The organism is Nocardia harenae NBRC 108248 (assembly GCF_001612885.1).
GTDB classification, from domain to species: domain Bacteria; phylum Actinomycetota; class Actinomycetes; order Mycobacteriales; family Mycobacteriaceae; genus Nocardia; species Nocardia harenae.
This window is the reverse complement of record NZ_BDBH01000004.1, coordinates 1089751-1111432: the sequence shown is the minus strand read 5'-3', so window position 1 is coordinate 1111432 and position 21682 is coordinate 1089751. Positions and strand designations below refer to the sequence as shown.

The 21682-nt window shown below is 72.6% G+C and carries 26 protein-coding genes; 14 read left to right on the top strand and 12 right to left on the bottom strand.

From position 1 onward, the window contains the following. Window positions 1-3: 3 nt before the first annotated feature. Window positions 4-645 carry a response regulator transcription factor gene (locus tag NH2_RS11285; protein ID WP_067652288.1) on the bottom strand — a complete coding sequence of 214 codons (642 nt, stop codon included), beginning with the start codon at window positions 643-645 and terminating at the stop codon, window positions 4-6. A 170-nt stretch (window positions 646-815) separates the two neighbouring features. On the opposite strand from NH2_RS11285, the gene NH2_RS11280 reads away from it, so the two are divergent. From NH2_RS11280 to NH2_RS11270, 3 genes are read left to right on the top strand one after another with little or no spacing between them, the layout of a single operon-like run. Further along, window positions 816-1067 (top strand): hypothetical protein, encoded by a 252-nt coding sequence (locus tag NH2_RS11280; protein ID WP_157103691.1) that lies wholly within the window; start codon window positions 816-818, stop codon window positions 1065-1067. Window positions 1068-1083: 16 nt separating this feature from the next. Beyond that, window positions 1084-1521: a nitroreductase/quinone reductase family protein gene (locus tag NH2_RS11275; protein ID WP_067652284.1), complete on the top strand. Its 438-nt coding sequence runs from the start codon at window positions 1084-1086 to the stop codon at window positions 1519-1521. Then, entirely contained in the window at window positions 1518-2135 is a 618-nt protein-coding gene (locus tag NH2_RS11270) for a GNAT family N-acetyltransferase (protein WP_067652282.1), read from the top strand. Before NH2_RS11275 ends, NH2_RS11270 begins: the two co-directional genes overlap by 4 nt. A gap of 1 nt (window position 2136) precedes the next feature. Here NH2_RS11270 and NH2_RS11265 read toward each other — a convergent pair whose 3' ends face one another. The 4 genes from NH2_RS11265 to NH2_RS11250 all read right to left on the bottom strand — a co-directional run bounded on the left by NH2_RS11265 (window position 2137) and on the right by NH2_RS11250 (window position 4534). Continuing rightward, the gene (locus NH2_RS11265; RefSeq protein WP_067652280.1) at window positions 2137-2772 is read right to left on the bottom strand and encodes a DUF305 domain-containing protein; all 636 of its coding nucleotides are present in this window, start codon (window positions 2770-2772) and stop codon (window positions 2137-2139) included. 49 nt (window positions 2773-2821) lie between these two features. Beyond that, window positions 2822-3541 (bottom strand): LGFP repeat-containing protein, encoded by a 720-nt coding sequence (locus tag NH2_RS11260; protein WP_067652278.1) that lies wholly within the window; start codon window positions 3539-3541, stop codon window positions 2822-2824. A 68-nt stretch (window positions 3542-3609) separates the two neighbouring features. After that, window positions 3610-3957 carry a UBP-type zinc finger domain-containing protein gene (locus NH2_RS11255; RefSeq protein ID WP_067652276.1) on the bottom strand — a complete coding sequence of 116 codons (348 nt, stop codon included), beginning with the start codon at window positions 3955-3957 and terminating at the stop codon, window positions 3610-3612. A gap of 7 nt (window positions 3958-3964) precedes the next feature. Then, window positions 3965-4534 (bottom strand): AAA family ATPase, encoded by a 570-nt coding sequence (locus NH2_RS11250; RefSeq protein WP_067652274.1) that lies wholly within the window; start codon window positions 4532-4534, stop codon window positions 3965-3967. 138 nt (window positions 4535-4672) lie between these two features. Between NH2_RS11250 and NH2_RS11245 the strand changes: the two genes are divergently transcribed. Further along, on the top strand, window positions 4673-5386 hold the full coding sequence (locus NH2_RS11245; protein WP_067652271.1) for a cysteine hydrolase family protein: 714 nt from the start codon (window positions 4673-4675) through the stop codon (window positions 5384-5386). On the opposite strand, the gene NH2_RS11240 is transcribed toward NH2_RS11245, so the two are convergent. After that, window positions 5338-6285 (bottom strand): alpha/beta hydrolase, encoded by a 948-nt coding sequence (locus NH2_RS11240; RefSeq protein WP_084505399.1) that lies wholly within the window; start codon window positions 6283-6285, stop codon window positions 5338-5340. The genes NH2_RS11245 and NH2_RS11240 overlap by 49 nt on opposite strands. Window positions 6286-6449: 164 nt before the next feature. Here NH2_RS11240 and NH2_RS11235 point away from each other — a divergent pair, with 164 nt between their 5' ends. Beyond that, window positions 6450-6680 (top strand): tautomerase family protein, encoded by a 231-nt coding sequence (locus NH2_RS11235; RefSeq protein ID WP_067652268.1) that lies wholly within the window; start codon window positions 6450-6452, stop codon window positions 6678-6680. Window positions 6681-6728: 48 nt separating this feature from the next. Next, window positions 6729-7400, top strand: a complete 672-nt coding sequence (locus NH2_RS11230; protein ID WP_067652264.1) for a cutinase family protein — start codon at window positions 6729-6731, stop codon at window positions 7398-7400. Between the two features lie 103 nt (window positions 7401-7503). On the opposite strand, the gene NH2_RS28075 is transcribed toward NH2_RS11230, so the two are convergent. Next, the gene (locus tag NH2_RS28075; RefSeq protein WP_084505458.1) at window positions 7504-8019 is read right to left on the bottom strand and encodes a TerD family protein; all 516 of its coding nucleotides are present in this window, start codon (window positions 8017-8019) and stop codon (window positions 7504-7506) included. 1110 nt (window positions 8020-9129) lie between these two features. Between NH2_RS28075 and NH2_RS29765 the strand changes: the two genes are divergently transcribed. Then, entirely contained in the window at window positions 9130-9768 is a 639-nt protein-coding gene (locus NH2_RS29765; RefSeq protein ID WP_067652258.1) for a TetR/AcrR family transcriptional regulator, read from the top strand. A gap of 1 nt (window position 9769) precedes the next feature. On the opposite strand, the gene NH2_RS11215 is transcribed toward NH2_RS29765, so the two are convergent. Together NH2_RS11215 and NH2_RS11210 are read right to left on the bottom strand one after the other, a co-directional pair. Then, window positions 9770-10228, bottom strand: coding sequence for a carboxymuconolactone decarboxylase family protein (locus NH2_RS11215; RefSeq protein WP_067652255.1), 459 nt, complete (start codon window positions 10226-10228; stop codon window positions 9770-9772). Next, entirely contained in the window at window positions 10221-10709 is a 489-nt protein-coding gene (locus NH2_RS11210) for a MarR family winged helix-turn-helix transcriptional regulator (protein WP_067652252.1), read from the bottom strand. The genes NH2_RS11215 and NH2_RS11210 overlap by 8 nt, the downstream gene beginning before the upstream one ends. 93 nt (window positions 10710-10802) lie before the next feature. On the opposite strand from NH2_RS11210, the gene NH2_RS11205 reads away from it, so the two are divergent. After that, on the top strand, window positions 10803-11585 hold the full coding sequence (locus NH2_RS11205) for a pirin family protein (RefSeq protein WP_067652249.1): 783 nt from the start codon (window positions 10803-10805) through the stop codon (window positions 11583-11585). Window positions 11586-11647: 62 nt separating this feature from the next. Here NH2_RS11205 and NH2_RS11200 read toward each other — a convergent pair whose 3' ends face one another. Beyond that, window positions 11648-13030: an SMP-30/gluconolactonase/LRE family protein gene (locus NH2_RS11200; protein WP_067652246.1), complete on the bottom strand. Its 1383-nt coding sequence runs from the start codon at window positions 13028-13030 to the stop codon at window positions 11648-11650. Between the two features lie 185 nt (window positions 13031-13215). After that, window positions 13216-14724, bottom strand: coding sequence for a sugar transferase (locus NH2_RS11195; RefSeq protein WP_067652243.1), 1509 nt, complete (start codon window positions 14722-14724; stop codon window positions 13216-13218). Between the two features lie 454 nt (window positions 14725-15178). Here NH2_RS11195 and NH2_RS11190 point away from each other — a divergent pair, with 454 nt between their 5' ends. Genes NH2_RS11190 through NH2_RS11175 form a run of 4 tightly spaced genes read left to right on the top strand, consistent with a single transcriptional unit; the run spans window position 15179 to window position 18909 of the window. After that, on the top strand, window positions 15179-16426 hold the full coding sequence (locus tag NH2_RS11190) for a class I SAM-dependent methyltransferase (protein WP_067652240.1): 1248 nt from the start codon (window positions 15179-15181) through the stop codon (window positions 16424-16426). Continuing rightward, window positions 16423-17205, top strand: a complete 783-nt coding sequence (locus NH2_RS11185) for a glycosyltransferase family protein (RefSeq protein WP_067652237.1) — start codon at window positions 16423-16425, stop codon at window positions 17203-17205. Before NH2_RS11190 ends, NH2_RS11185 begins: the two co-directional genes overlap by 4 nt. Next, complete coding sequence (locus NH2_RS11180) at window positions 17202-17852, top strand: PIG-L deacetylase family protein (protein ID WP_067652235.1); 651 nt, start codon at window positions 17202-17204, stop codon at window positions 17850-17852. The genes NH2_RS11185 and NH2_RS11180 overlap by 4 nt, the downstream gene beginning before the upstream one ends. Before the next feature lie 4 nt (window positions 17853-17856). Beyond that, window positions 17857-18909 (top strand): NAD-dependent epimerase/dehydratase family protein, encoded by a 1053-nt coding sequence (locus NH2_RS11175; RefSeq protein ID WP_067652232.1) that lies wholly within the window; start codon window positions 17857-17859, stop codon window positions 18907-18909. Here NH2_RS11175 and rfbC read toward each other — a convergent pair. Then, window positions 18896-19459, bottom strand: coding sequence for a dTDP-4-dehydrorhamnose 3,5-epimerase (rfbC, locus tag NH2_RS11170; RefSeq protein ID WP_067652229.1), 564 nt, complete (start codon window positions 19457-19459; stop codon window positions 18896-18898). The genes NH2_RS11175 and rfbC overlap by 14 nt on opposite strands. Before the next feature lie 14 nt (window positions 19460-19473). On the opposite strand from rfbC, the gene NH2_RS11165 reads away from it, so the two are divergent. Both NH2_RS11165 and NH2_RS11160 read left to right on the top strand, forming a co-directional pair. After that, a complete protein-coding gene (locus NH2_RS11165; protein WP_067652226.1) occupies window positions 19474-20574 on the top strand; it encodes a class I SAM-dependent methyltransferase in 1101 nt (366 codons plus the stop codon). Window positions 20575-20843: 269 nt separating this feature from the next. Next, window positions 20844-21680: a glycosyltransferase family 2 protein gene (locus tag NH2_RS11160; RefSeq protein WP_067652223.1), complete on the top strand. Its 837-nt coding sequence runs from the start codon at window positions 20844-20846 to the stop codon at window positions 21678-21680. Window positions 21681-21682 lie beyond the last annotated feature (2 nt).

The following is a 21682-nucleotide window of genomic DNA, read 5'->3' as shown; positions in this document are numbered from 1 at the left end:
GGCTCAGTGTCCGTCACGGCCGAGTTTGGAGGCGAGGACCGCGGCCTGGGTGCGGCGCTCCACGCCGAGCTTGGCCAGCAGCCGGGACACGTAGTTCTTCACCGTCTTCTCCGCCAGGAACATCTCGGCCGCGATCTGCCGGTTGGTGAGCCCCCTGCCGAGCAGCGCGAGCAGCGTGCGCTCCTGCTCGGTGAGGGCGGCGAGCGGCCCCGCCTTCTGCTCGGCCTGCGCGCGCAGCTTCGCCATGAGCGCGGCGGCGGCCCGGTTGTCCAGCAGCGACTTCCCCGCGCCGACCGCGCGGATGGCGTCGACCAGCTCCAGCGTGCCGATGTCCTTGACGACGTAGCCACTGGCCCCGGCCAGGATGGCGTCGAGCATGGCCTGCTCGTCGGTGAACGAGGTGAGGATCAGGCAGCGCAGCCCCGGCAGCTGGGAGAGCAGCTCGCGGCAGAGCTCGATGCCGTTGCCGTCCGGCAGCCGGACGTCGAGCACCGCGACATCCGGGCGCAGCGCCGGGATTCGGGCCAGCGCGTGCGTAACGCTCTCCGCCCCGCCGACCATCTCCAGGTCGGGCTCGGCGTCGATCAGGTCGGCCAGCCCGCGCCGCACGATCTCGTGATCGTCGACCAGGAACACCCGGATCATCGCCGTCGCCTCTCCTCGCACCGATTCCGCTACCAGCATGACAGGCACGGCCCGGTGCCGGAGGGGAAGGGCGGTCTCCTTCGCCGCCGGATCGTCGTGGTGCCCGCACGAATTCGATTCGGGGACCTTCGGCCCTGAACACGGCGGGCCCGCGGGGGCACCCTGGACGGATGATCGAAGGGGCAGTGGGCGATCGGTATGCACAGGCGGGCACGGCGGGGTGCCCGGAGTCCGTGGTCGACGAGACCGTCGAGCGGCTACGCGCGGAGTTCGAGCACCGGCTGGCGGCCGGGGCGATCGACGAGATCGTCCGGCGCTGCCTGAGCGATCTCGCCGGAATACCGGCCGGGTCGCTGCCGGAACTCGCCGAGCGCTCCGCGCGGCAGCGGCTGCTCGAGGCGAGCGCCGGGCCGGGCCGGTGACGGCTATCGTGCTCTCATGCCGCCGGATTTCACGCTCAGGGCCACCAATACCGCGCATCGGCTGCTCACCACGCTGACCTTCGGCAGGCTCGGGCACCGCATCGCGGGCATGCCGTCGCTGGAGCTCACCACCGTCGGCAGGCGGTCCGGTAAGGAGCACAGGGTGCTGCTCACCGCCCCGATCGTGGAGGACGGCGGGTACGTGGTGGTCGCCTCCAGGGCGGGCGACGACCGGCACCCGGCCTGGTACCACAACCTGCGCGCACGGCCGGAGGTCACGGTCGCGGTGCAGGGCGGACCGCGCGTGCCGATGCGGGCCCGGGTCGCGGGCCCCGCCGAGCGCGCCGAGCTGTGGCCCCGGGTCACCGCGGGCCACCCGGTCTACGCCGGCTACCAGACCCGCACCGACCGCGAGATCCCGCTGGTGCTGCTCACCCCGCTGGACGAGGCGTGACCGCACCGCGCACCGCCACCGTCCGCGGCGCCCGCCGCACCGAGACCGCCGCGGTCGCCGGCCTGCTCGCCACCGCCATGGCCGACGACCCGCTCTCCCGCTGGCTGCACCCGGTCGCCGACTGGCGCCACGCGGAACTGCGCGCCTCCTTCCTGCTGGAGGTCGAGCGGGTGTGCAGGCCCGCGCTCGGCGCGCACGTCCTGGTCGACCCGGACGGCGCGCTGATCGCCGCCGCGCTCTGGACCCCGCTGCCGTACCGCCTCCCCTGGCTGCAGCAGGTCCGGCTGCGCACCGCGCTGCGTCGATTGCACGGCGAGCGCGACCCCTACCTGCAGCAGGTCAGCGCCGCCACCTTCACCGCGGCGCCGCTGCGCTCGCACTGGCACCTGCTCGCCATCGGCACCGTGCCCGACGCTCGTGGCCGCGGCCACGGCCGCGCCCTGCTCGGCTTCGGCATCGCCCGCGCCGACGCCGAGGGGCTGCCCACCCACCTGGAGACCACCGAACCGGCCCGGCTCGGCTTCTACGCGCGCGCCGGATACCGGGTCGCCGCCGAGGTCGACCTGCCCTTCGGCGGCCCGCGCTCGACCATCCTCTGCCGCGAGGCGGGCTGACTCAGCCGTACTGCGCGAGCAGCAGCCCGATGGTGCCGATCTCCGTCGTCTGCTCGGTGACCATCTCGCGCGCCGCCCGCTTGACCGGCCCCGCGGTGAGCAGGGCGTCCGCGCCGCGGGCCATGGCGACGCCGCCGTAGTGGTGGCGCTGCATGAGCCGCAGGAAGAGGAGCTCGGCCTCCCGGCCGCGGGCGGCGGCGAGCGCGTTCAGCTCGGCGCGGGTGGCCATGCCCATGGCGGTGCCGGTCGGTTCGGCGGTGGCGGCGACCGGGGCGCCGTGATGCCCGGCCGACGGTTCGTGCAGCCACGCCATCGGCTGCGGATTGCTGGGCAGCGCGTTCGCCAGCCGCAGCCAGCCGAGCATGGTGCCGAGCTCGACCCGCTGCACGTCGTCGATCTGCGCGGCCAGCCGGGCGATCACCGGGGAGACGCCGGGGTCGAGGGACTGCACCATGAGCAGCGCCTGCTCGTGGTGCGCCGTCATGTCCTGCAGGAAGGCGATCTCGGTTGTGCTCAGGATCTCCCGCTCCGGCGCGCGCTCCGGGACGAGGAGCGGGCGGACGGCCGCGCCGAGCGTCACCAGCAGGGCGGCCAGCGCGGCCAGCGCGGCGCCTGCGACGACGGAACGGCGGTCCACCCGCCGACGGTACCGCGCTCGCTCGCGCACGGTGGAATCGCCCGCGGGCTCAGGGCTCCCAGGTGATCCGGCCGCCCTGGAAGTCCTGGGCCTTGCCTGCGCCGAAATCGTACTCGTCGCTGGTCGGGTAGCCGTAGCGGCCGCCGTCGCCGCCTGCCGCCACCCACTTCTCGCGCAGCGCGCCCCACACCACGTGCGCGCCGGTGGCCGAGGACCAGTAGATCGCGCCGCCGTTGAACAGGGTGTACCTGCCGCCGCGGGCGCCCGCCTGCTCGTCGGTGACCGGGAAGCCGAGCGCGCTGCCCTCCCAGCCGTAGCTGCCCCACTTGTCCCGGATCAGGCCGCCGATCTGATGCGCGGCGGTCCCGACGGACCAGTAGACCGAGCCGCCCTGGAAGTGCGCGAAGCGGCCGGTATTGCCGGGGGTCGCGGCCTCGCGGGTGACCGGGTAGCCGAGCGCGCCGCCCTCCGCGCCGAGCTGGCCCCACTTGTCCCGCACCGGGCCCGCCACGGTCTGCGCGCCGGTCGCCTCGGACCAGTAGACCGCGGCATCGCGCGCGAACCCCTGCCACTTGCCGCCGCGCACGGCGTCCTGCTCCGGCCCGGTCGGCTCGCCGAGCGCGTCCACCCCGCCCGCCGCGTCGAACTCCACCTCGATCGCGCCGCCGACCTCGAACGGCCCGACCGGCCGTGCCCCCGCCGCCTGCGTGCCTGCCGCCAGCAGCAGTGCCGCCAGCGCGGCCGTGGTCGTCACCCTGATCGCTCGCATGGAGTTGTCCTTCGCTGGTCGAGTGGGGGATCGGGGTTCAGGGTACCGAGGTGCCCCGGCGGGCTGTGTCAGTGCAACAGCCGACGCCAGTCGGCCGGGACCCGATCGGCCGGGCCGGGGGCGGGCTGATCGGCGGGTTTGCTCTCCGGGGGCGCCAGGCGCGGCCCCTCGTACAGCTGCTTGTCGCGGTAGTCGTAGTACCAGTCCTCGCCCGGCTCGAAACTGGTGATCAGCGGGTGGCCGGTGGCGCCCGCGTGCGCGGTGGCGTGCTGGTTCGGCGAGGTGTCGCAGCAGCCGATGTGGCCGCAGGCGGCGCAGCGGCGCAGGTGGAACCACCAGCCGCCGTCGCGCTCGCACTCCAGGCAGCCGGTGCCGCTGGGCGGGGCGGCGGGGTCGATGGGGGAGGTTTCGCTCACCGGTTCATCAAACGCCGCGGGGCGGGCCCGGGCAACCGGTCGGCGAATCGGGGACCAGGGTCTCGGGCCAGCGGGCGTGGATGGCGGCGACGGTCTGCTCGGGGGTCTGCGCGGAGGTGTCGAGGCGGAGGCCGGGTGCGGGGGTGCGGTCGCGGAACTCGCGGTCGAACTCGGCGGGGGACCAGCCGCGGTAGCCGGTCTTGGCGCGGGCGGCGTCCCTGGCGGCGAGGACGCCAGGGTCGGGGAGCAGCACGACCACGCGCAGCGGGTGGCCGGTGAGCAGGGTACGCATTCGGGCCAGCGCGGGGCCGGGGTAGAGGTCCTGGAGGACCGGGGTGATCCCGGCGTCCGCGTAGCCGAGCGCGACCGTCGCGGCGAGCCGCTGACGCAGGGCGAGCTGGGTTTCGGCATCGGCGCTCAGCGGTGGCGCGGGTTCGGCGCGGCCGCTCACGATCCAGCGCCGGAAGGTGTCGCCGCGGACGTGAGCGGCGCGCGGGAGCGAGCGGGCGAGCAACTCGGCCACGGTGGACTTCCCGGCCGCCATGGCGCCGGTGATCAGGACGATGTCCGTGGTCATGCGGCGAGGATAGTGGCGTGTTCCTGCCCGGTGACAGCGAGTTTCGGTGCGAGACTGCCCGGCATGAGCGAGGCGGGCCCGGAGGCGGTAGCGGAGCGTGGCCACGGAGGGCCCTCGCTCGTGCCGAATGGACACAGCATGAGTGCAGGCGAGGTTCGCGCGCACGCCTGGCACATCGAGGAGCGGGAGTACCGCAGGCACGAGGAGCGGCGGGGGCGGCGCTTCGCCTACCCGGTGCTGGATCCGGCGCGGACCGCGCTCGTCGTGATCGACATGGTCCCCTTCCACGTGGCGGGCAACCCGTACTGCCGCAGCATCGTCGGCGCCATCGCCGACCTCGCCACGGCACTGCGCGCCGCGGGCGGAGCGGTCGCGTGGGTGGTACCCGCCACGCGCCCCCCGCTCCCGCACGCCGTCGAGTTCTTCGGCGCCGCGACGGCCGCGAGCTACGCCTGCTCCGGCGGCACGGGCCCGTCGGCGGAGCGGCTCTGGCCGGGGCTCGGCGCCGAGCCCGGCGACGTCTACGCGGAGAAATCCGCCTACAGCGCCTTCTTTCCCGGCCGCAGCGACCTGCCGGAGCAATTGACCGCGCGCGGCATCGACACCGTGCTGATCGCGGGCACCGTCACCAATGTCTGCTGCGAATCCTCCGCCAGGGACGCCGCGACCCTCGGCTACCGGGTGATCCTGCTCGCCGACGCCACCGCCGCGCGCCGGGACGCCGACCACAATGCCACCCTGCACGTGGTCTACCGCTCCTTCGGCGACGTCAGGGCGTGCGCCGAGATCCAGGCGCTGCTCGCTCAGGCGGCGAGCGCCGAGCGCAGCGAAACCACCTGGGCGGCAAAGTAATCGCGGGCGACCCCGGTGCCGGCGGCGACCTCGTCGAAGCCGTGGAAGGCGCCGGGCACCTCCAGCACCTCCACCTCGACCCCGGCCGCGCGCAGCCGCTCGGCGTAGGCGAGGTCCTCGGCGTGGAAGAGATCGAGGGTGCCGACGCCGATCCACGCGGGGGCGAGCCCGGCCAGGTCGGTGCGGCGCGCGGGCACGGCGGTGGCGGGGTCGGCATCGGGCAGGTAGGCGCGCCAGCCGAAGCGGTTGGCCGCGGTGTTCCAGAGCCGGAAGGTGCCGGTCTCCAGCTCGGCGCCGGTGGAGCGGTCGTCGAGCATGGGGTAGGAGAGCACCTGCAGCACCGGGCGGATGCCGCCGCGGTCGCGGGCGGCGAAGGCGAGTGCGGCGGCGAGGCCGCCGCCCGCGCTGGCGCCCGCGACGGCGATGCGCGCGGGGTCGATCTCCGGTTGCGCGCCGAGCCACTGGAGTGCGTCGTAGCAGTCGTCGAGCGCGGCGGGGTAGGGGTGCTCGGGGGCCAGGCGGTACTCCACCGCCGCGACCACGGCGTTCAGCTCGTTCGCGAAGGTCGCGCAGACGCGGTCGTTCTGCCTGGCGGTGCCGAGGACGTACCCGCCGCCGTGGATCCAGAGCAGCGCCGGTCCGGGCGCCGCGGCCAGCGCGGGCCGGTGCACCCGGACCGAGACGTTCTCGTTCACCTCGAAGACCTCGGCCCCGCCCGCCGGGATGAGGTCGCTGAGCCTGCGGATGAGCGGCAGGGTCAGCGCGGTGACCGGCCTGCCCGGCAGCAGCCTGCCGTGCAGCCGGAGCTCGGGGTGGAAGGCGGAGGGGTCGAGCCGGGCGCGCACCGCGCCGAGCAGGGCGGCCGGGCCGCCGAGCAACCGTCCGGGTAGCGCCGTCATCTCGGCCCCTTCCCCGCCCGGGAGCGGACGGTGCGTCGTGGCCGGGTCACCGGCGAACTCTCCGGGCAGTATGCCCCGCTCCGGCCCGCCGCGGGGTGCGTTTCGCGGCGGCGGTCTGGCAGGCTGCTCGGTGAGTGCCCGCCCGAACAGGAAGCCGGTCCGACATGCCGCACGTGGAGATCAGCCACTTCCCCGCCGAGCTCGACGCCACCGCCCGCGCGCGGCTGGACGCCGACATCACCGCCGCCGTCACCCGCGCCTTCGGTGTGCGCGACGGCGCGGTCTCCATCGGGCTGGCGGTGGTCCCCAAGGCGGAGTGGACCGAGCACGTGTACCGCCCGCTCGTCAGCGGGCGCGCGGAGCCCTCCGGGCTGCTGCGCCGCCCGGACTACTGAGCGATCCGCCCGAATGGCACCTTCACCGATACCGACGACGGAGCAGCGATGACCTCGACAACCGCCGCCCTGCTCGCGGCCGCACTGACCGGCGCGGGCATCGCGCTCAGCGCGCCGGTGGCCGCGGCCGCCCCCGCTTGCGGCGACGCCGAGCTGATCATGGCGCGCGGCACCGACTACTCGCGTCCGCTCGCCGAGACCTGGGCGCCGGTGGACGACCCGACGGTCGGGCGCCCGCTCGACGCCGCCGTGCGCGCCGCCCGCCCCGACCTGACCTGGACCCTCTACAACGTCTCCTACCCCGCCGACAGCACCGGCCCGCGCTCCCGCGCCATCGGTGCCGTCGACCTGGTGGCGCACCTGGTGCTGCGCTCCGTCGAGTGCCCCGCGACCCGCTTCGTCCTCGCCGGGTACTCGCAGGGCGGCGAGGTGCTCTCCAACGCGCTCGGCATGGGCAGCGACGACTTCCCGGCCACCGCGGTGATCCCCGCCCCGCTCGCCCCCCGCATCGCCGCCCTCCTCCTCTTCGCCAGCCCCGTTCACGCCTACAACACCGCCATCCCCGAGCCCTACGCCGCCCGCACCGCCCAGTACTGCGTGCCGCAGGACCCCGTCTGCAATCCGGCATCCGCTCTGCCTCCTGATGCGGGCTACGGTGCCCACACGCGCTACGGCGAAGCCGTCACCGCCGCAGCCGCTTTCGCCGCGGCGCGGCTCTAGCGGGCGCAGATCCGGGACGCCCGGCGCGGCGGGAATGCTCGGCGCGCAGGCCGATCCAGGTCTCGGTGATGAGGTAGGGGCGGCGCGGCCGGCCGATCGAGCGCTAGGGCGCCGTCGCCCCGTACTCCGCCGCGATCCCGGCCAGCCCGGTCTCGTACCCCTGCCCGATGGCGCGGAACTTCCAATCGCCCCCGCGCCGGTAGACCTCGCCGAAGATCATGGCGGTCTCGGTCCCGGTCGCGCCGGTCAGGTCGAACCGGGCGAGCTCGGCGCCGCCGACCTGATCCTCCACATACACGAAGGCGTTCTCGACGTGCGCGAACGAGTGGCCGCCGCCGCGAATCGCGACCGCGAACACGATCGTGTGCACCGTCGTCGGTACCGCGTGCAGATCAATGTCGGTCCATGCGCCGGTGCGCCGGACAGCACCGTCCGGTGTCCGCTGGGCATCGAGAAAAAGGAAGTGGGCGTCGCTCACCACTCGCCGATCGGCGCCGGCCGCGATCGTCCCCGGGTCGAGTTGCAGGCCGGAGCCAACCACCCATCCGATGCCGACGCGGATCGCGGAGAGCCCGGGGACCATGCCGGTGAGCGAGACATTGCCGCCCTTGGGAACCATCGCGATCGGTGGCCGGGCGGGTTCGGCGGCAGGCTCCGCGGGGCGGGCGAACGCCGATCCGGGGATCGGCCCGGGACCGGGGATCAGATCGCGGTCCGCGACCTCCGCCAGACGGAGCGCCGCGGCTCTCACGGTGGATATCCGCAGGCTCGCCACGTCACCCAACCGGTGGACCAGGACCGGATTGCCATCGGAGTCCTCGACGGTGCATCGGGGATCCGACAACGGTCCCGGCCCCGCGGGTACCGGGTCGTCGGGTGTGAGGAGGCTGACGATCGCGAATCCACCGTCCCACCCGGTCAGCATGCAGAGCCGGGTGCCGTTTCGCGCCGGTGCTCGCAGGGCGAAGTATGTGCGATCCTCCGTGGCCTCCCAGCCGTCTTCGACCAGGGCGCGACCGAAGGCGTCGGGTACGCGGAGCGGCGCGGCAGGCGCCGCCAGGTGTGCCAGGCCGGGAAGATGTCCGAGCGGTACCACTCGCGCCGGCCGGAAGATGTCACCGAAGGTGATGGGGACATGGGCCTCGGCGGCTCCGACGCCGAGCCGCCACGGCGCGCGCAATCTGCTAGGCGGCCCGCCGAGCGGGTTCACGAGATGTTCGACGACGAAACGCTGATCGCCGTTGGGCAGACAGTTGACCACGATCGCGGAGCCCGCGGGACCCTCCAGTGCTGTCACGAAGATGCCCTCGATGCCGGAAAATCTGCCCAGACAGGGGGATGCCGTCGGCAGATAGAGGTGCGCGAATGCGGGTGCCGCGGTGACGGTCGCCTCGAAGCAGTCGAGCACGTTTCCCGGACCGTGCACGAGCAGGCTCAATCCCGCGCCCTTCAACCCCAGGTAGGTGACGTACTTGGGATCGTCCTGGGGCGGCTCCGGAAGTACCGTCATCTGCTCGGGTGGCACCGCCCCCGGGATCGTCGGGTCCACAGGCGACACGCTCATCCGAATTCTCCCGTCCACCGATCCCGAGGCCGAATCCGAATTGTGGTTCGTCGCGCGCTGCCCCGCTATCGCCCGAACGTCGGACATGGAGCCGCGCTCCGCGGTGTCCTGCGGCCGGCAGACACCGAGATCGCGCTGGTCCCCCCGGTCGATACAGTGAGTGCCGTGACAACAACCGGCAGGCAGTACGGGGGTCGCGCGATCTCCGAGCGCAAGCGGGAGCGGCGCGCCCGCTTCATCGCAGCGGCGACCCGGTTGTTCGCCGAGCGCGGCTACCCGCACTGCTCGCTCGCCGACGTCTGCGCCGCCGCCGGGCTCTCCAAGCGGCAGTTCTACGAGGAGTTCGAGACCCGCGAGGACGTCCTGGTCGCCGCCTACGACCGCATCCAGGACGATGCCGCCGCCGCCGTCGGCACCGCGCTCTCCCGCCTCGGCCCCGCCGCCGACCCGCACGCCGGCCTCACCGCCGCCTTCACCGCCTACCTCGGCTCCATCGACTCCGACCCCTACCGGGCCAAGGTCGCCTTCCTCGAGGTGGTCGGGGTGAGCGAGCGCATGGAGCGGCACCGCCGGGAGCGGCGGCACGGCTGGAGCCTGCTCATCGAGATGGCGGTGGGGCCGATCGCGGGGCCCGGCGCGCACGTGCGCGGGGAGCCCATGCTCGCCGCGGGCGCGCTGATCGGCGCGGTCAACGGGGTGGCGCACGAGTGGCTGCTCATGGATCCGCGGCCGCCCGTCGCCGAGCTGGTCGACCTGCTGGTGCCGGTGGCGCTGGCCATGATGGTGCACCCCGCGCCGCACTGACTCACTCCCGCGCGTGCACCTCGTGCCCGCTCACGATGGAGATCCGGTTGAAGGCATTGATGGCGATGGCGATCCAGGCGACGGCGGCGAACTGGTCGTCGTCCAGGTGCTCACGGGCCGCCGCGTAGGCGCGCTCCTGCTCGTCGTGCGGCGGCAGCGTCGTCACCGCTTCCGCCAGCGTGAGCGCCGCGCGTTCCCGCTCGGTGTAGATGTCGGCCGCACGCCACGCCGCCAGCACGTTCAGCCGCTGCTCGCTCTCGCCCGCCTCGCGCGCGGCCCTCGTGTGCACATCCAGGCACCGCGCGCACCCGTTGAGCTGGGAAATCCGCACGTTCACCAGCTCGACCAGGTGTCGGTCCAGCCCCGCCCGCTTCGCCGCCTGCTTTGCCGCGAACGCCACCCCCACCTGGCTCTTGTACACGGACGGGCTCTGCTCGTCGATCCGGATGCGGTCACTCACGCCGGGCTCCCGGCTGCTGGTCGGCGGTCACCTTGGCATGATCCCGCACAGCGCGGAAGGCACGGGTGAGGGCGGGGAGATCGGCCGGATCGATCCGGTCGAGCAGCGCGGCGCGGACGGCGGCGACGTGCCCGGGACTTGCGGCGGCGAGCTCGGCGGCCCCGGCGTCGGTGAGCTCGGCCCATGCCCCGCGGCGATCGGATTCGCAGTCCACGCGGCGGACCCGGCCGGAGCGCTCGAGCCGGGTGACGGCGCGGGTGATGCCGCTGCGGCTGGTGCTGCTGGCGTCGGCGAGCGCGCTCATGCGGAGCCGGCGGTCGGGGGCCTCGGCGAGCAGGACCAGGATCTCGTAGTCGGCGAAGGCGATGCCCACGTCCTGGGTGAGCTGCTTGTCCAGGTCGCGGAAGAGCAGGCGGGTCGCGTCGAGGTAGGCCCGCCAGAGCTCGTTCTCGTCGGCATCGAGCCAGCGTGTCGCGTTCACGTCGTCCAGCGTACGCGCATTAGTTGACAAGGCAACGATAACGGGTAGTGTGCAAGTAGTTGACAAAGCAATGAACTCGGAATCGAGGCAACCGTGTCCGCTCCCACCACCCCGCAGATCGACGTCCGCCGCGCAGGCGACCGGCTGAAGACCCGGATCGGCTGGCTCGACTCCAAGCACTCCTTCTCCTTCGGGCAGCACTACGACCCGGAGAACACGCACCACGGCCTGCTGCTGGTGAACAACGACGACATCGTCACCCCCGGCATGGGCTTCGACACCCACCCGCACCGGGACATGGAGATCGTCACCTGGGTGTTGCGCGGCTCGCTGGTACACCAGGACTCCACCGGGCACTCCGGGGTGATCTACCCGGGGCTGGCGCAGCGGATGAGCGCGGGCACCGGCATCCTGCACTCGGAGAAGAACGACTCCTGGCGCTTCGCCGGCGCGACCGGCTCGTTCGCGCGGCAGCACGAGGAGCCGGTGCACTTCGTGCAGATGTGGGTGCTGCCGGACGAATCCGGGATCGTCCCCGGCTACGAGCAACTGGAGATCGACGACGCGCTGCTCTCCGGCGGGCTGGTGCCGGTGGCGTCGGGGATGAAGGAGTACGCCGACCACTCCGCGATCCGGATCGCCAACAGGTACGCGACCATGCACGTGGCGCGGCTCGACGCCGGGGACCCGGCGATCACGCTGCCGGACGCGCCGTTCCTGCACCTGTTCGTCGCGCGCGGCGCGGTCGAACTGGAGGGGACGGGGCCGCTGGCCGAGGGTGACTCGGTGCGGTTCACCGGTGCGGGCGGGCAGCGGCTGAGCGCCGCCGGCGCGGCCGAGGTGATCGTGTGGGAGATGCACGCGACCATCGGGTGAACCGGCCGGTGCGCCGCGCCGGTTGGTCGGAGGGTGCCGCGGTGCGGGCGCGGTGAACCGGCTCAGCCGATGCGCAGCACCCCGGTGACGGTGCCCTGCAGCATCCGCCCGTCCGGCAGGATGAGCGGCGACATCTGCAGTGGGTCGTTCAGCACCGTCCCCGGGGCGGGGGAGTCCGCGAGCGCCGCGCCGGTGGCCGGGTCGAGCACGGTCACCGAGAAACCGTCGGCCGGGGTGGCGGTCTCCGGCCCGTGCCGGGTGAGGGTGTAGAGCAGGCCGTCCGCGATCGACAGGTGCGGCACCGCGGCGCTGCGAATCGCGCTGTCCCACACCGTGTGACACCCGGATTCATCGATATCGACGCGGGTCATGCCACCGGTGAAGGGCGCCGCGGGCGGCACGGCGGGCCCGGCGTCGGCGGGCACCGTCGGATACGGGTAGCCGTAGGTTCCGGCCACGAAGACCGAGCGCCCGGCGCCGATCGGCGAGTTCTCGCTGCCCGGCCCGCCCGCGGTGAGCACCGGCTGCGCGCAGACGAGTTCGCCGGTGCCGGAGCGGAAGACCAGCACCCGTACGCCCGCGTCGGCGCTGTCCACGATGGTCAGGTACTCCGCGCCGGTCACGGGGCCGAAATACGTGGGCGTCGAACCGGTTCCGTGGCTCAGCTGCCCCGGTTTGCGCGCGCTGCCGCGGTCGTACGGCGCGCGCCAGGCGATCCGGGCCGCGCCGCCGGGGGCGGTCAGTTCGTAGAGGGCGTGCGTGGTCGCCACCGCGACGTGGCCGTCCGGGGCGGCCGAGATACTGTTCGCCACCTGCGCGCCGAGGTCGACGGTGCTGGTCCGGCCGTCGGGGGTGAGCAGTCCGGCGAGCCCTCCTCCGGTGGCGAACCAGACATTGCCCGACCAGTCCGGCACCAGCCCGGTCACGCTGTCGCCCTGTGGAATCGCGCCGGAGAGGTCGGTGCGCTCGGCGATCTCCAGCCGCCACCGCCCGTCGGCGTCCCGGTGGTGCGCCACCCGGACCAGCGCGCGATCGCCGTCCACCGCCACCAGCCGGTCGTCCTGGTCCAGGTACGCGTACACCCCGCCGAGCAGGCTCCCCTTCACCAGCGGCAGCGCGGCGAGCGACCCCTGCTCGGAGTCGAGCAGCTGCACGGTCGGCACCTGCCCGGCGATGCTCGTGCAGAGCGCGACCACCAGCCCGTCGCGGCCCTGCAGGAGCGTCGGGCAGGCGGCGGCCAGCGGCTCCGCGCGCACCGTGAGCGGCCCGGTGCCCGGGCCGGAATACGGTGTGGTGTCCGAGGATCCGGCATCGCCGTGCATGGTCGCCGAACCCACCGGGCCGAGGAACGGGTGTGGCCGCTGCGGTGGTCCCCACGGCTCCGCGTGCGCCGTCCCGGGCGCAGCCAGGAGACAGACGGCGGCGGTGAGGACGAGCGAACGCATGCCACGCAGCCTAGGGTGCCCGTCGGTCGTGCCCCGCTGCCGCCCCGGTGCGCGCTGCACCCCCGAGCGTCGCGGCACATGAGCCGCGAGCCCGCACCTGCGAGGATGGCCCGGCCCCGCTGCGGGACGCGCGCCGGTACGGCGGAAACGATCCCGCCGCCCCCCGTCGGCGCGGCGGGATCGGGTCAGTAGGCCCCTTCGCCCTCGGCGACCGCCCGCAGCGTGCGGGTGATGATCCAGAGATCGAGCACCATGGACCAGTTCTCCACGTAGGAGATGTCCAGCTCCACCGACTCCTCGGGCGAGAGATCCGACCGGCCGCTGACCTGCCACAACCCGGTCACCCCCGGCCGCACCAGCAGCCGGCGCCGCATGACCCCGTCGTAGGAGTGCACCTCGCGGCGCACCTGCGGCCGCGGCCCGACCACGCTCATCTCCCGGCGCAGCACATTGAAGAACTGCGGCAGCTCGTCCAGGCTGTACTTGCGCAGGAAGCGCCCGACCGGCGTCACCCGCGGGTCGTTCTTGATCTTGAAGAAGAGCGGATTCCCGCCGTTCTCCGAGATCAGCGTGTGCACGTGCTTGTCCGCGTGCACGTACATGCTGCGGAACTTGATCATCCGGAACGGCCTGCCGTCCATGCCGATCCGCTCGGAGAGGTAGAAGACCGGGCCGTGGCTGGTGAATTTCACCGCGGCGGCGATCACCAGCAGGATCGGCGAGATGGCGAGCAGCACCAGCGCCGAGAAGCAGAAGTCGAAGATCGCCTTGCGCAGCGAGAGCGCCCGGTCGTACTGCGGGCGCTCGATGTGCAGCACCGGCATGCCCGCCAGCACCTGGTTCGACATCCGGGTGCCGGAGACGTCCATGATCCCGGCGGCGACGATGAGCTCCGCGCCGAAGGCGTCGAGATCCCAGGCCAGGTGCCGGATGTCGCGCGGGCCGAGCCGGTCGGTCGCCATCACGACGACGGTGTCCGCGCCGGTGCGCCTGGCTGCCCTGATCACCGAGCGGTCGTCGCCGACGATCGGGATCTCGCGCCCGCCCACCGCGATGGAGCCGGGCTCCTCCGGGTTGGGACCGGCGGCGGTGCAGACCCCGACGACGTGGTAGCCGTACATGTGGTTGCGGTCGAAGTTCTGCGCGATGGCGCGCGCCGACTCCGGCCCGCCGACCACCAGCACCGAGTGCCGGTACCGGCCGAGCGCCCGGTGCCGCGCGGCGTGCCTGCGCCAGGCGGCGCGGGTGCCGACCAGCCCGGCCAGCCCCACCGGCAGCGCCACCGCGAGGTAGTCGTGCGCGGCGTCGGCGCGCAGCACCAATGCGCCGATCGCGAGCGCGCCGAAGAGGTGCAGCGTCACCGACAGCAACCGCCGGTACTCCTCGTTCCCGCTGCCGACCGTGCGGTGGAAGCGAGTGTCCTTCCATCCCAGCGCGATCGACCACGTGACCACGACCGCGAGCGAGAGCGCGACGGCGGCGCCACCGAAGTCCGGTGCCCAGGACACCGGGCGCACGGCGGCGAAATCCACATCCACCAGCTGGGCCAGCAGCGTTCCCGCGGCGATGGCCAGCATGTCGGTGACGGCGAGCCGTCTGACGTAGTTGAGGCGCCAGCGGTCTCGCTCGCCGGGGCGGGAGGAGTGGTGGCGCAGGTCGACGGCGCCGCCGGTGCCGGTGAGTTCGATGACCATGGGTGAAACAACCTGCTTGAAGCTTGAAGCGCTAATTCTTCGCAACCGTAGGAAAACGAAGAATTCAGAGGACCCAGTCCGTCCGGCGGCGTCGCAGCGGTGCGAATCGAAGCCGGGCCGATCTGTTGCGAAGATATTGCCCCCGATGATCGCCGGGCACAACCCGTAGGAGCCAGGTCACACCGACATACTGATCGGTATGACCTGAGCCGGTACGTGCGTACGAAAACGTGCAGGCGGGCGGGGATACGCTCGGGCCGCGGTGATCCGGGACACCGGTATGCGGGGTCGGTAACTCGAAACAAGCTGTTCGTGGTTTTCGGGGCGGAATCGGTCACTGTTCGGGTCGCGCCGGGCGCGGGGTGGTGATACTTTTTGTCCCGGTCGGTAGAGAAGTGACTTCTCGGGCTGCGGGGCGCCGCCGGCGGGATTGTCGTTTCGATGTGGAGCCCGTGTGCGTTGTCGTCTGTGTGATTCACCCAGCTTGACCAGTGTGGTCGACCTGGGCGCCACACCCCCCTGTGAGAAGTTCCTGTCCGTCGCCGAGCTCGATCTGCCCGAGCCCGCGTACCCCCTGCACCTGCGGGTCTGCGAGGAATGTCTGCTGCTGCAGATCCCCGCGCTGATCACGCCGGAGGAGACCTTCACCGAATACGCGTATTTCTCGTCGTACTCGGACAGCTGGGTGCGGCACGCGAAGACCTTCGTCGAGGACGCCGTGCTCCAGCTCGGGCTGACCGGCGATTCCTTCGTGGTCGAGGTCGCCAGCAACGACGGTTATCTGCTGCGCAATGTGGTCGCGGCCGGGGTGCCGTGCCTGGGAATCGAGCCGTCGGTGAATGTCGGCGCGGCCGCTCGCGAGGCCGGGGTGCCGACGCTGACCGCATTCCTGGACGAGGGGCTGGCGGAAAAGGTCAGGACCGAACACGGCCCCGCCGATCTGGTGGTGGCGAATAATGTCTATGCCCATATTCCGGATCTGCGCGGTTTCACGCACGCGCTGCGCGGCTTGGTCGCCGACGACGGCTGGATCTCGATCGAGGTGCACCACGCGCTGAATCTGGTCCGATACGGCCAGTTCGACACCATTTACCACGAGCATTTCCAGTACTACACGCTGCTCGCGGCGCAGCGCGCGCTCGCGGTGGCCGGGCTCGCGGTGGCCGATGTGGAGCTGCTGCCGACGCACGGCGGGTCGCTGCGGATCTGGGCCAGGCCCGAGGCGGTGGCCGAGCCGACCGAGCGGGTGGCCGAGCTGCTGGCACTGGAGGCCGAGGCCGGGCTGCACACGGTCGAGGGGTACGCGGTGCTGCGGACCAAGGCCGAAGAGGTCCGCCACGACCTGCTGCGCTTCCTGCTCGACGAGCGGGCCGCGGGCCGGACGGTGGTCGGCTACGGTGCCCCCGGCAAGGGGAACACGCTGCTCAACTGGTGCGGAATCCGGCCGGACCTGCTCGCCTACACCGTCGATCGCAACCCCTACAAGCACGGAAAATTCACCCCGGGCACCCGCATCCCGATCCACTCCCCGGAGCGGATCGACGAGGATGAACCGGACGTGGTCGTCGTCCTGCCCTGGAATCTGGAGACGGAGCTGACCGCGCAGTTGCGGCACATCGGCGCGTGGGGCGGCCGGCTGGTCTTCCCGCTGCCGACCGTGCGCGTGGTCGACCCGGCGAACACGGAGGTCGGCACCCGATGAAGGTCGTTCTGTTCTGTGGCGGCTACGGCATGCGCATGCGCAACAGCGACACCGACGTGGTCCCCAAGCCCATGCAGATGGTCGGGCCGCGCCCGCTGATCTGGCACGTCATGCGGTACTACGCGCACTACGGCCACACCGAGTTCATCCTCTGCCTCGGCTACGGCGCGCACCACATCAAGAATTTCTTCCTGACCTACCAGGAGACGATGTCCAACGACTTCGTCATCCGCGGCGGCGAGGTCGAGCTGCTGGACTCCGATATCGCGGACTGGACCATCACCTTCGTCGACACCGGGCTGGAGTCGGCGATCGGGGAGCGGCTGCGCCGGGTGCGCCCGCACCTGGGCGGTGACGAGATGTTCCTGGCCAACTACTCCGACGTGCTCACCGACGCCCCGCTGGACGAGGTGGTCGGGCGCTTCGCGGAGTCCGGCGCCGCGGCCTCCATGCTGATCGTGCCGCCGCAGTCCTCGTTCCACTGCGTGGACGTGCTGCCCAATGGCGAGGTCAAGCAGATCACCCCGGTGGCCAAGCTCCCGATCTGGGAGAACGGCGGCTACTTCGTGCTCACCCAGGAGATCTTCGACCACCTGCCGCCCGGCGGCGACCTCGTCGAGGACGCCTGCGGCGCGCTGGCGTCGCAGGGCAGGCTCTTCGGCTACCAGCACTTCGGCTTCTGGAAGCCGGCCGACACCTTCAAGGAGCGCGCCGAGCTCGACACCGGGTACCACCGCGGCGACCGGCCCTGGATGGTCTGGGAGCGTCCGGCACCGTGATCTCGCTGGTACCGGCGCGGCTCACCGAGATCGCGCTGCTCGGCGCGCACTGCGACGACATCGCGATCGGCGCCGGTGCGACGCTGCTGACGCTGGCGCGCGCGCATGCCGGGCTGCGGGTGCGGGCGCTCGTGCTCTCCGGCGGCGGCACCGCACGGGAAACCGAGGAGCGCGCCGCGCTCGAATCCTTCTGCCCGGGCGTGGATCTGGCGCTCACCGTGCTCGACCTGCCGGACGGCCGGGTGCCCGCGCACTGGGACCGGGTGAAGGACGCGCTGGCGGAATTCCGCCGGAGCACCGAGCCGGAGCTGGTCTTCGCGCCGCACCGCGGCGACGCGCACCAGGACCACCGGACCCTGGCCGAGCTGGTGCCGACCGAATTCCGTAACCATCTGGTGCTCGGTTACGAGATCCCCAAGTGGGAGACGGATACTCCGCGCCCCGCGGTGCTGCACCCGGTGACGCCGGAGGTGGCCGCCGAGAAGGCGGCGCTGCTGGCGAAGCACTACCCCTCGCAGGCCGGGCGGGACTGGTTCGACGACGAATCGTTCCTGGGGCTGGCGCGGCTGCGCGGGGTGCAGTGCCACGCGCGATACGCGGAGGGTTTTCTGATGGACAAGGCCGTGCTGGATCTAGGAAGTGGGTAGGACGTTGCGGGTTCTCGTCACCGGGCACCAGGGGTACCTCGGCACCGTCATGGTGCCGCTGCTGCGGGCCCGCGGGCACGAGGTCACCGGCCTGGACACCGGCTATTTCGCCGATCGCGTGCTCGGGGCCGCGGTGCAGGACCCGCCCGGGCTCGCGGTCGACCTGCGCGACGTCACCGCGGCGCAGCTGGCCGGCTTCGATGCGGTGATCCACCTGGCCGCGCTCTCCAACGACCCGCTCGGCGCGCTGGTCCCGGAGATCACGCACGACATCAACCACCACGCCTCGGTGCGGCTGGCCCGGCTGGCGAAGCAGGCCGGGGTGCCCCGCTTCCTCTACGCCTCCACCTGCTCGGTCTACGGCTCGGCCGGCGACGGCCTGGTGGACGAGTCGGCGCCGCTGCGCCCGCTCACCCCGTACGCGGAGAGCAAGGTGCGGGTCGAGGACGATGTCGCCGCCATCGCGGATTCCGGCTTCGCCCCGGTGTTCCTGCGCAATGCCACCGCCTTCGGCTTCTCGCCCCGGCTGCGCGCCGATATCGTGCTGAACAACCTGGTCGGCCACGCGGTGCTGAGCGGCGTGGTCAAGGTGCTCTCGGACGGCACGCCGTGGCGGCCGCTGGTGCACGCCGAGGACATCGCGGAGGCCTTCGCGGTCTGCCTGGAGGCGCCGGTCGAGGCGATCCACTGCCGCGCCTACAACATCGGCACCGAGCGGAACAACCGCACGGTGGCCGAGATCGCGAACGCGGTGGCCGACGTGGTGCCCGGCGCGGAGGTGGTGATCACCGGCGAGTCCGGCGCCGACCCGCGCTCGTACCGGGTGGATTTCGCCGCCGCCCGGCGCGACCTCGGCTTCGAGGCACGCTGGAGCATTCCGGACGGCGCCGCCCAGCTCTACCGGGAGTACCGCGACCGCGGGCTCACCGCCGAGGCCTTCGGCTCCACCTTCGTCCGGCTGGCGACGCTGCGCACGCTCGGCGAGCGCGGGCTGATCGACGGCGAGCTGCGGTGGGCAGGCGCAGCCCGGCCGCTGGCGGCGGTCACCGATGCGTGAGCCGCTCGGCGGCCAGGAGCTCGCGCCAGCTGCCCGCCGCGCGGTCGCGGGCGGAGACCACCGTGACCGGCTGCGGCCAGTGCAGCGCGAGGTCCGGGTCGTCGTGCGCCACCGCGATGTCCTCGGCGGGGTCGTGCGGGCGGTCGATGCGGTAGCAGACGTCGGCGGTCTCGGTCAGCGCCTGGAAGCCGTGCAGGAACCCCGGCGGCACGTAGAGGTGCCGGAAGTCGCTGTCGTCCAGCTGGAATGCCGCGCTGCGGCCGAAGGTCGGGGAGCCGGGCCTGATGTCGACCAGGATGTCGTGCACCGCGCCGTGCGCGCAGCGCACCAGCTTGGCCTCGCCGCGGCCGCGGCGCCCGTGCATGCCGCGCAGCACGCCGCGCGCCGAGCGGGACTGCGAGTCCTGCGCGAAGCTCGCGCTGGCGCCCGCGCCCACCTCGGCGTCGAAGAGCGCGGCGTCGAAGGTGCGGGTGAAGAAGCCCCGCTCGTCGTGGAAGGGCTCCGGGATCAGCAGGAGGACGCCGGAGAGCCCGGTCCGCTCGATACGCACGGGGTGATCGTGCCATGAGCGCCTGCCTGGCGTGCGGGGGCGCCGCGCTGACCCGGGTGCTCGATCTGGGCCGGATGCCTGCCGCCGACCACTTCCCGCCCGCGAGCGAGCCGCTGCGCCCGGACGAGGCGGCGCACCCGCTGGCGATGGTGCTCTGCGCCGCCTGCGGGCTGGCCCAGCTGGCCGCGGACGACACCGAGACCGCCGAGCCGCGCGGCGTCGAGCCGCGGGCGCTGCGCGAGCAGGCCGCCGAGGCGGTCGAGATGGCCGCCGCCGCGGGGCTGCTGCGCGGGCGCACGGTGCGCGAGTTCGGCAGCCCGCACGGCGGCAGCTGGCTGGGGTTGCTGGCCGCGCGCGGCTTCGCGCCCGCGACCGGCCCCGCCGATGTGGTGCTCGACTGTTTCGGGCTCATGCACGAGCGTGACCAGCGCGCCGCCGTCGCCGAGCGGGCGGCGGCCACCGCACCCGGCGGCGTGTTGCTGGTGCAGTACCATCCCGTGCACACCATCGTCGCGGGAGAGCAGTGGAATGCGTTGCGGCACGGTCATTTCGCCTACTACAGCCTGGCGGTGCTGCGCGGCATGCTGGATGCCGCGGGGATGTCGGTCGTCACGGCGTGGGACTTCGGGCTGTACGGCGGCACGGTGCTGATCGCCGCGGTGCACGGCCCGGCCGAGCCGGACGCGGCGGTGCGCCGGGTGCTGGCCCGCGAGGCGGGCTCGGCCGATCCGGCGTTCGTTGGCCGGTTGCAGCGCGCGGCCGACCGGCAGAGCGAGAACCTGCGCGCCGCACTGGAACTGGAGGCGGCCCGCGGTTCCCGGATGTACGCCTACGGCGCCGCGTCCCGCGCGGTGGCGCTGTTCTGCCGGGCGGGGGTCCGGCGGGAGCTGGTGGCCGGGGTGGCCGACGCCTCGCCTGCCAAGCAGGGCAGGCGGATGCCGGGCACCGACGTGCCGATCATCGCGCCCGCCGAGCTGGTCGCGGCGCGCCCGGACCGGGTGCTGCTCACCGTCCCCGACCTGCTGGCCGAGGTCTCCGAGCGGTATCCCGAGCTGACCGGCCGCTGGCTCGCCGGTGAGCCGGCCACGAGCAACGGGGAGCCGCCGATCCGCTGAACGCACAGGGGGCGGTGTGGCGCTGTGAGGTCGCCCACTGGCAACCATCCGGGGTATCCCCGCAGGACGAATCGCGATAGCTTGACCATTGCTCCGTCGAATTGGAACATGCGAGATTTTCGGAGCTGCACGTAATGAGGGCGGTATGAAAGACCACGGGACCTGTTTATGGTCTATACGATTCGAGCCGGTCGAGGCTGAACCGATATTTCCCGCCATATTGCCGGCATGTTGCTGAATTCATTTTTATCCCGCTAAAAGGAGGGGACATGGTCAGCCTTTCGGTCTGCGTTCCCGCCTACCAGGCGGGCCGGACCCTGGAACCGACGATGCGCTCGATTCTGAGCCAGGACGTCGAATTCGAACTCCTGGTGCTCGACAACGCGAGCACCGACGCGACCGGCGAGATCGCCGCGTCCTTCGACGACCCGCGGGTGCGGGTCGAGCGCAACGAGCGCACGCTGCGCATCGGTGACAACTGGAACCGGGTCATCCAGCTCTCCACCGGTGAGCTGGTGAAGGTGGTCTGCGCCGACGACATCCTGCTGCCCGGCTCGCTCGCCACCCAGCTCGAGGTCATGAGCGACCGGGCCTTCGCGCTCAGCTCCTCGCGCTTCCAGGTGATCGACGAGGGCGGCGCGCTGGTGGAGACCGGGCTCGGGCTGCCGGGGCTGGACGGCGTGCACGGCCCGCGCGAGCTCGCGCGCACCATCGTCCGGCGCGGCCCCGCGGACTTCGGCCCGACCGCCGCCGCCATGTTCCGGCGCGAGCACTTCGACCGGGTCGGCGGGCTCCGCGGCGACCTGGTCTTCCCGATGGACGTCGACCTCTTCGCCCGGGTCGGGCAGTTCGGGCTCTTCTACGGCCTCACCGAGGTCGCGGCGGCCTGGCGGAACTCGACCTTCAACCTCTCCAGCCGCACCTCGTCGCTGAGCAAGCTCACCGAGATGCTGCGCTTCCACCATCGCATCGCGCGCGATTGTCCGCGGCTGCTCTCCCCGCTCGACGTGGCCGTGGGGGACCTGCGGCTGGCCAGGGCCGCGCTGCACCGGCTGCGGGTGCGCACCGGGCACCTGATCCGCACCCGTCGCGGGGGGCGGGCATGAGC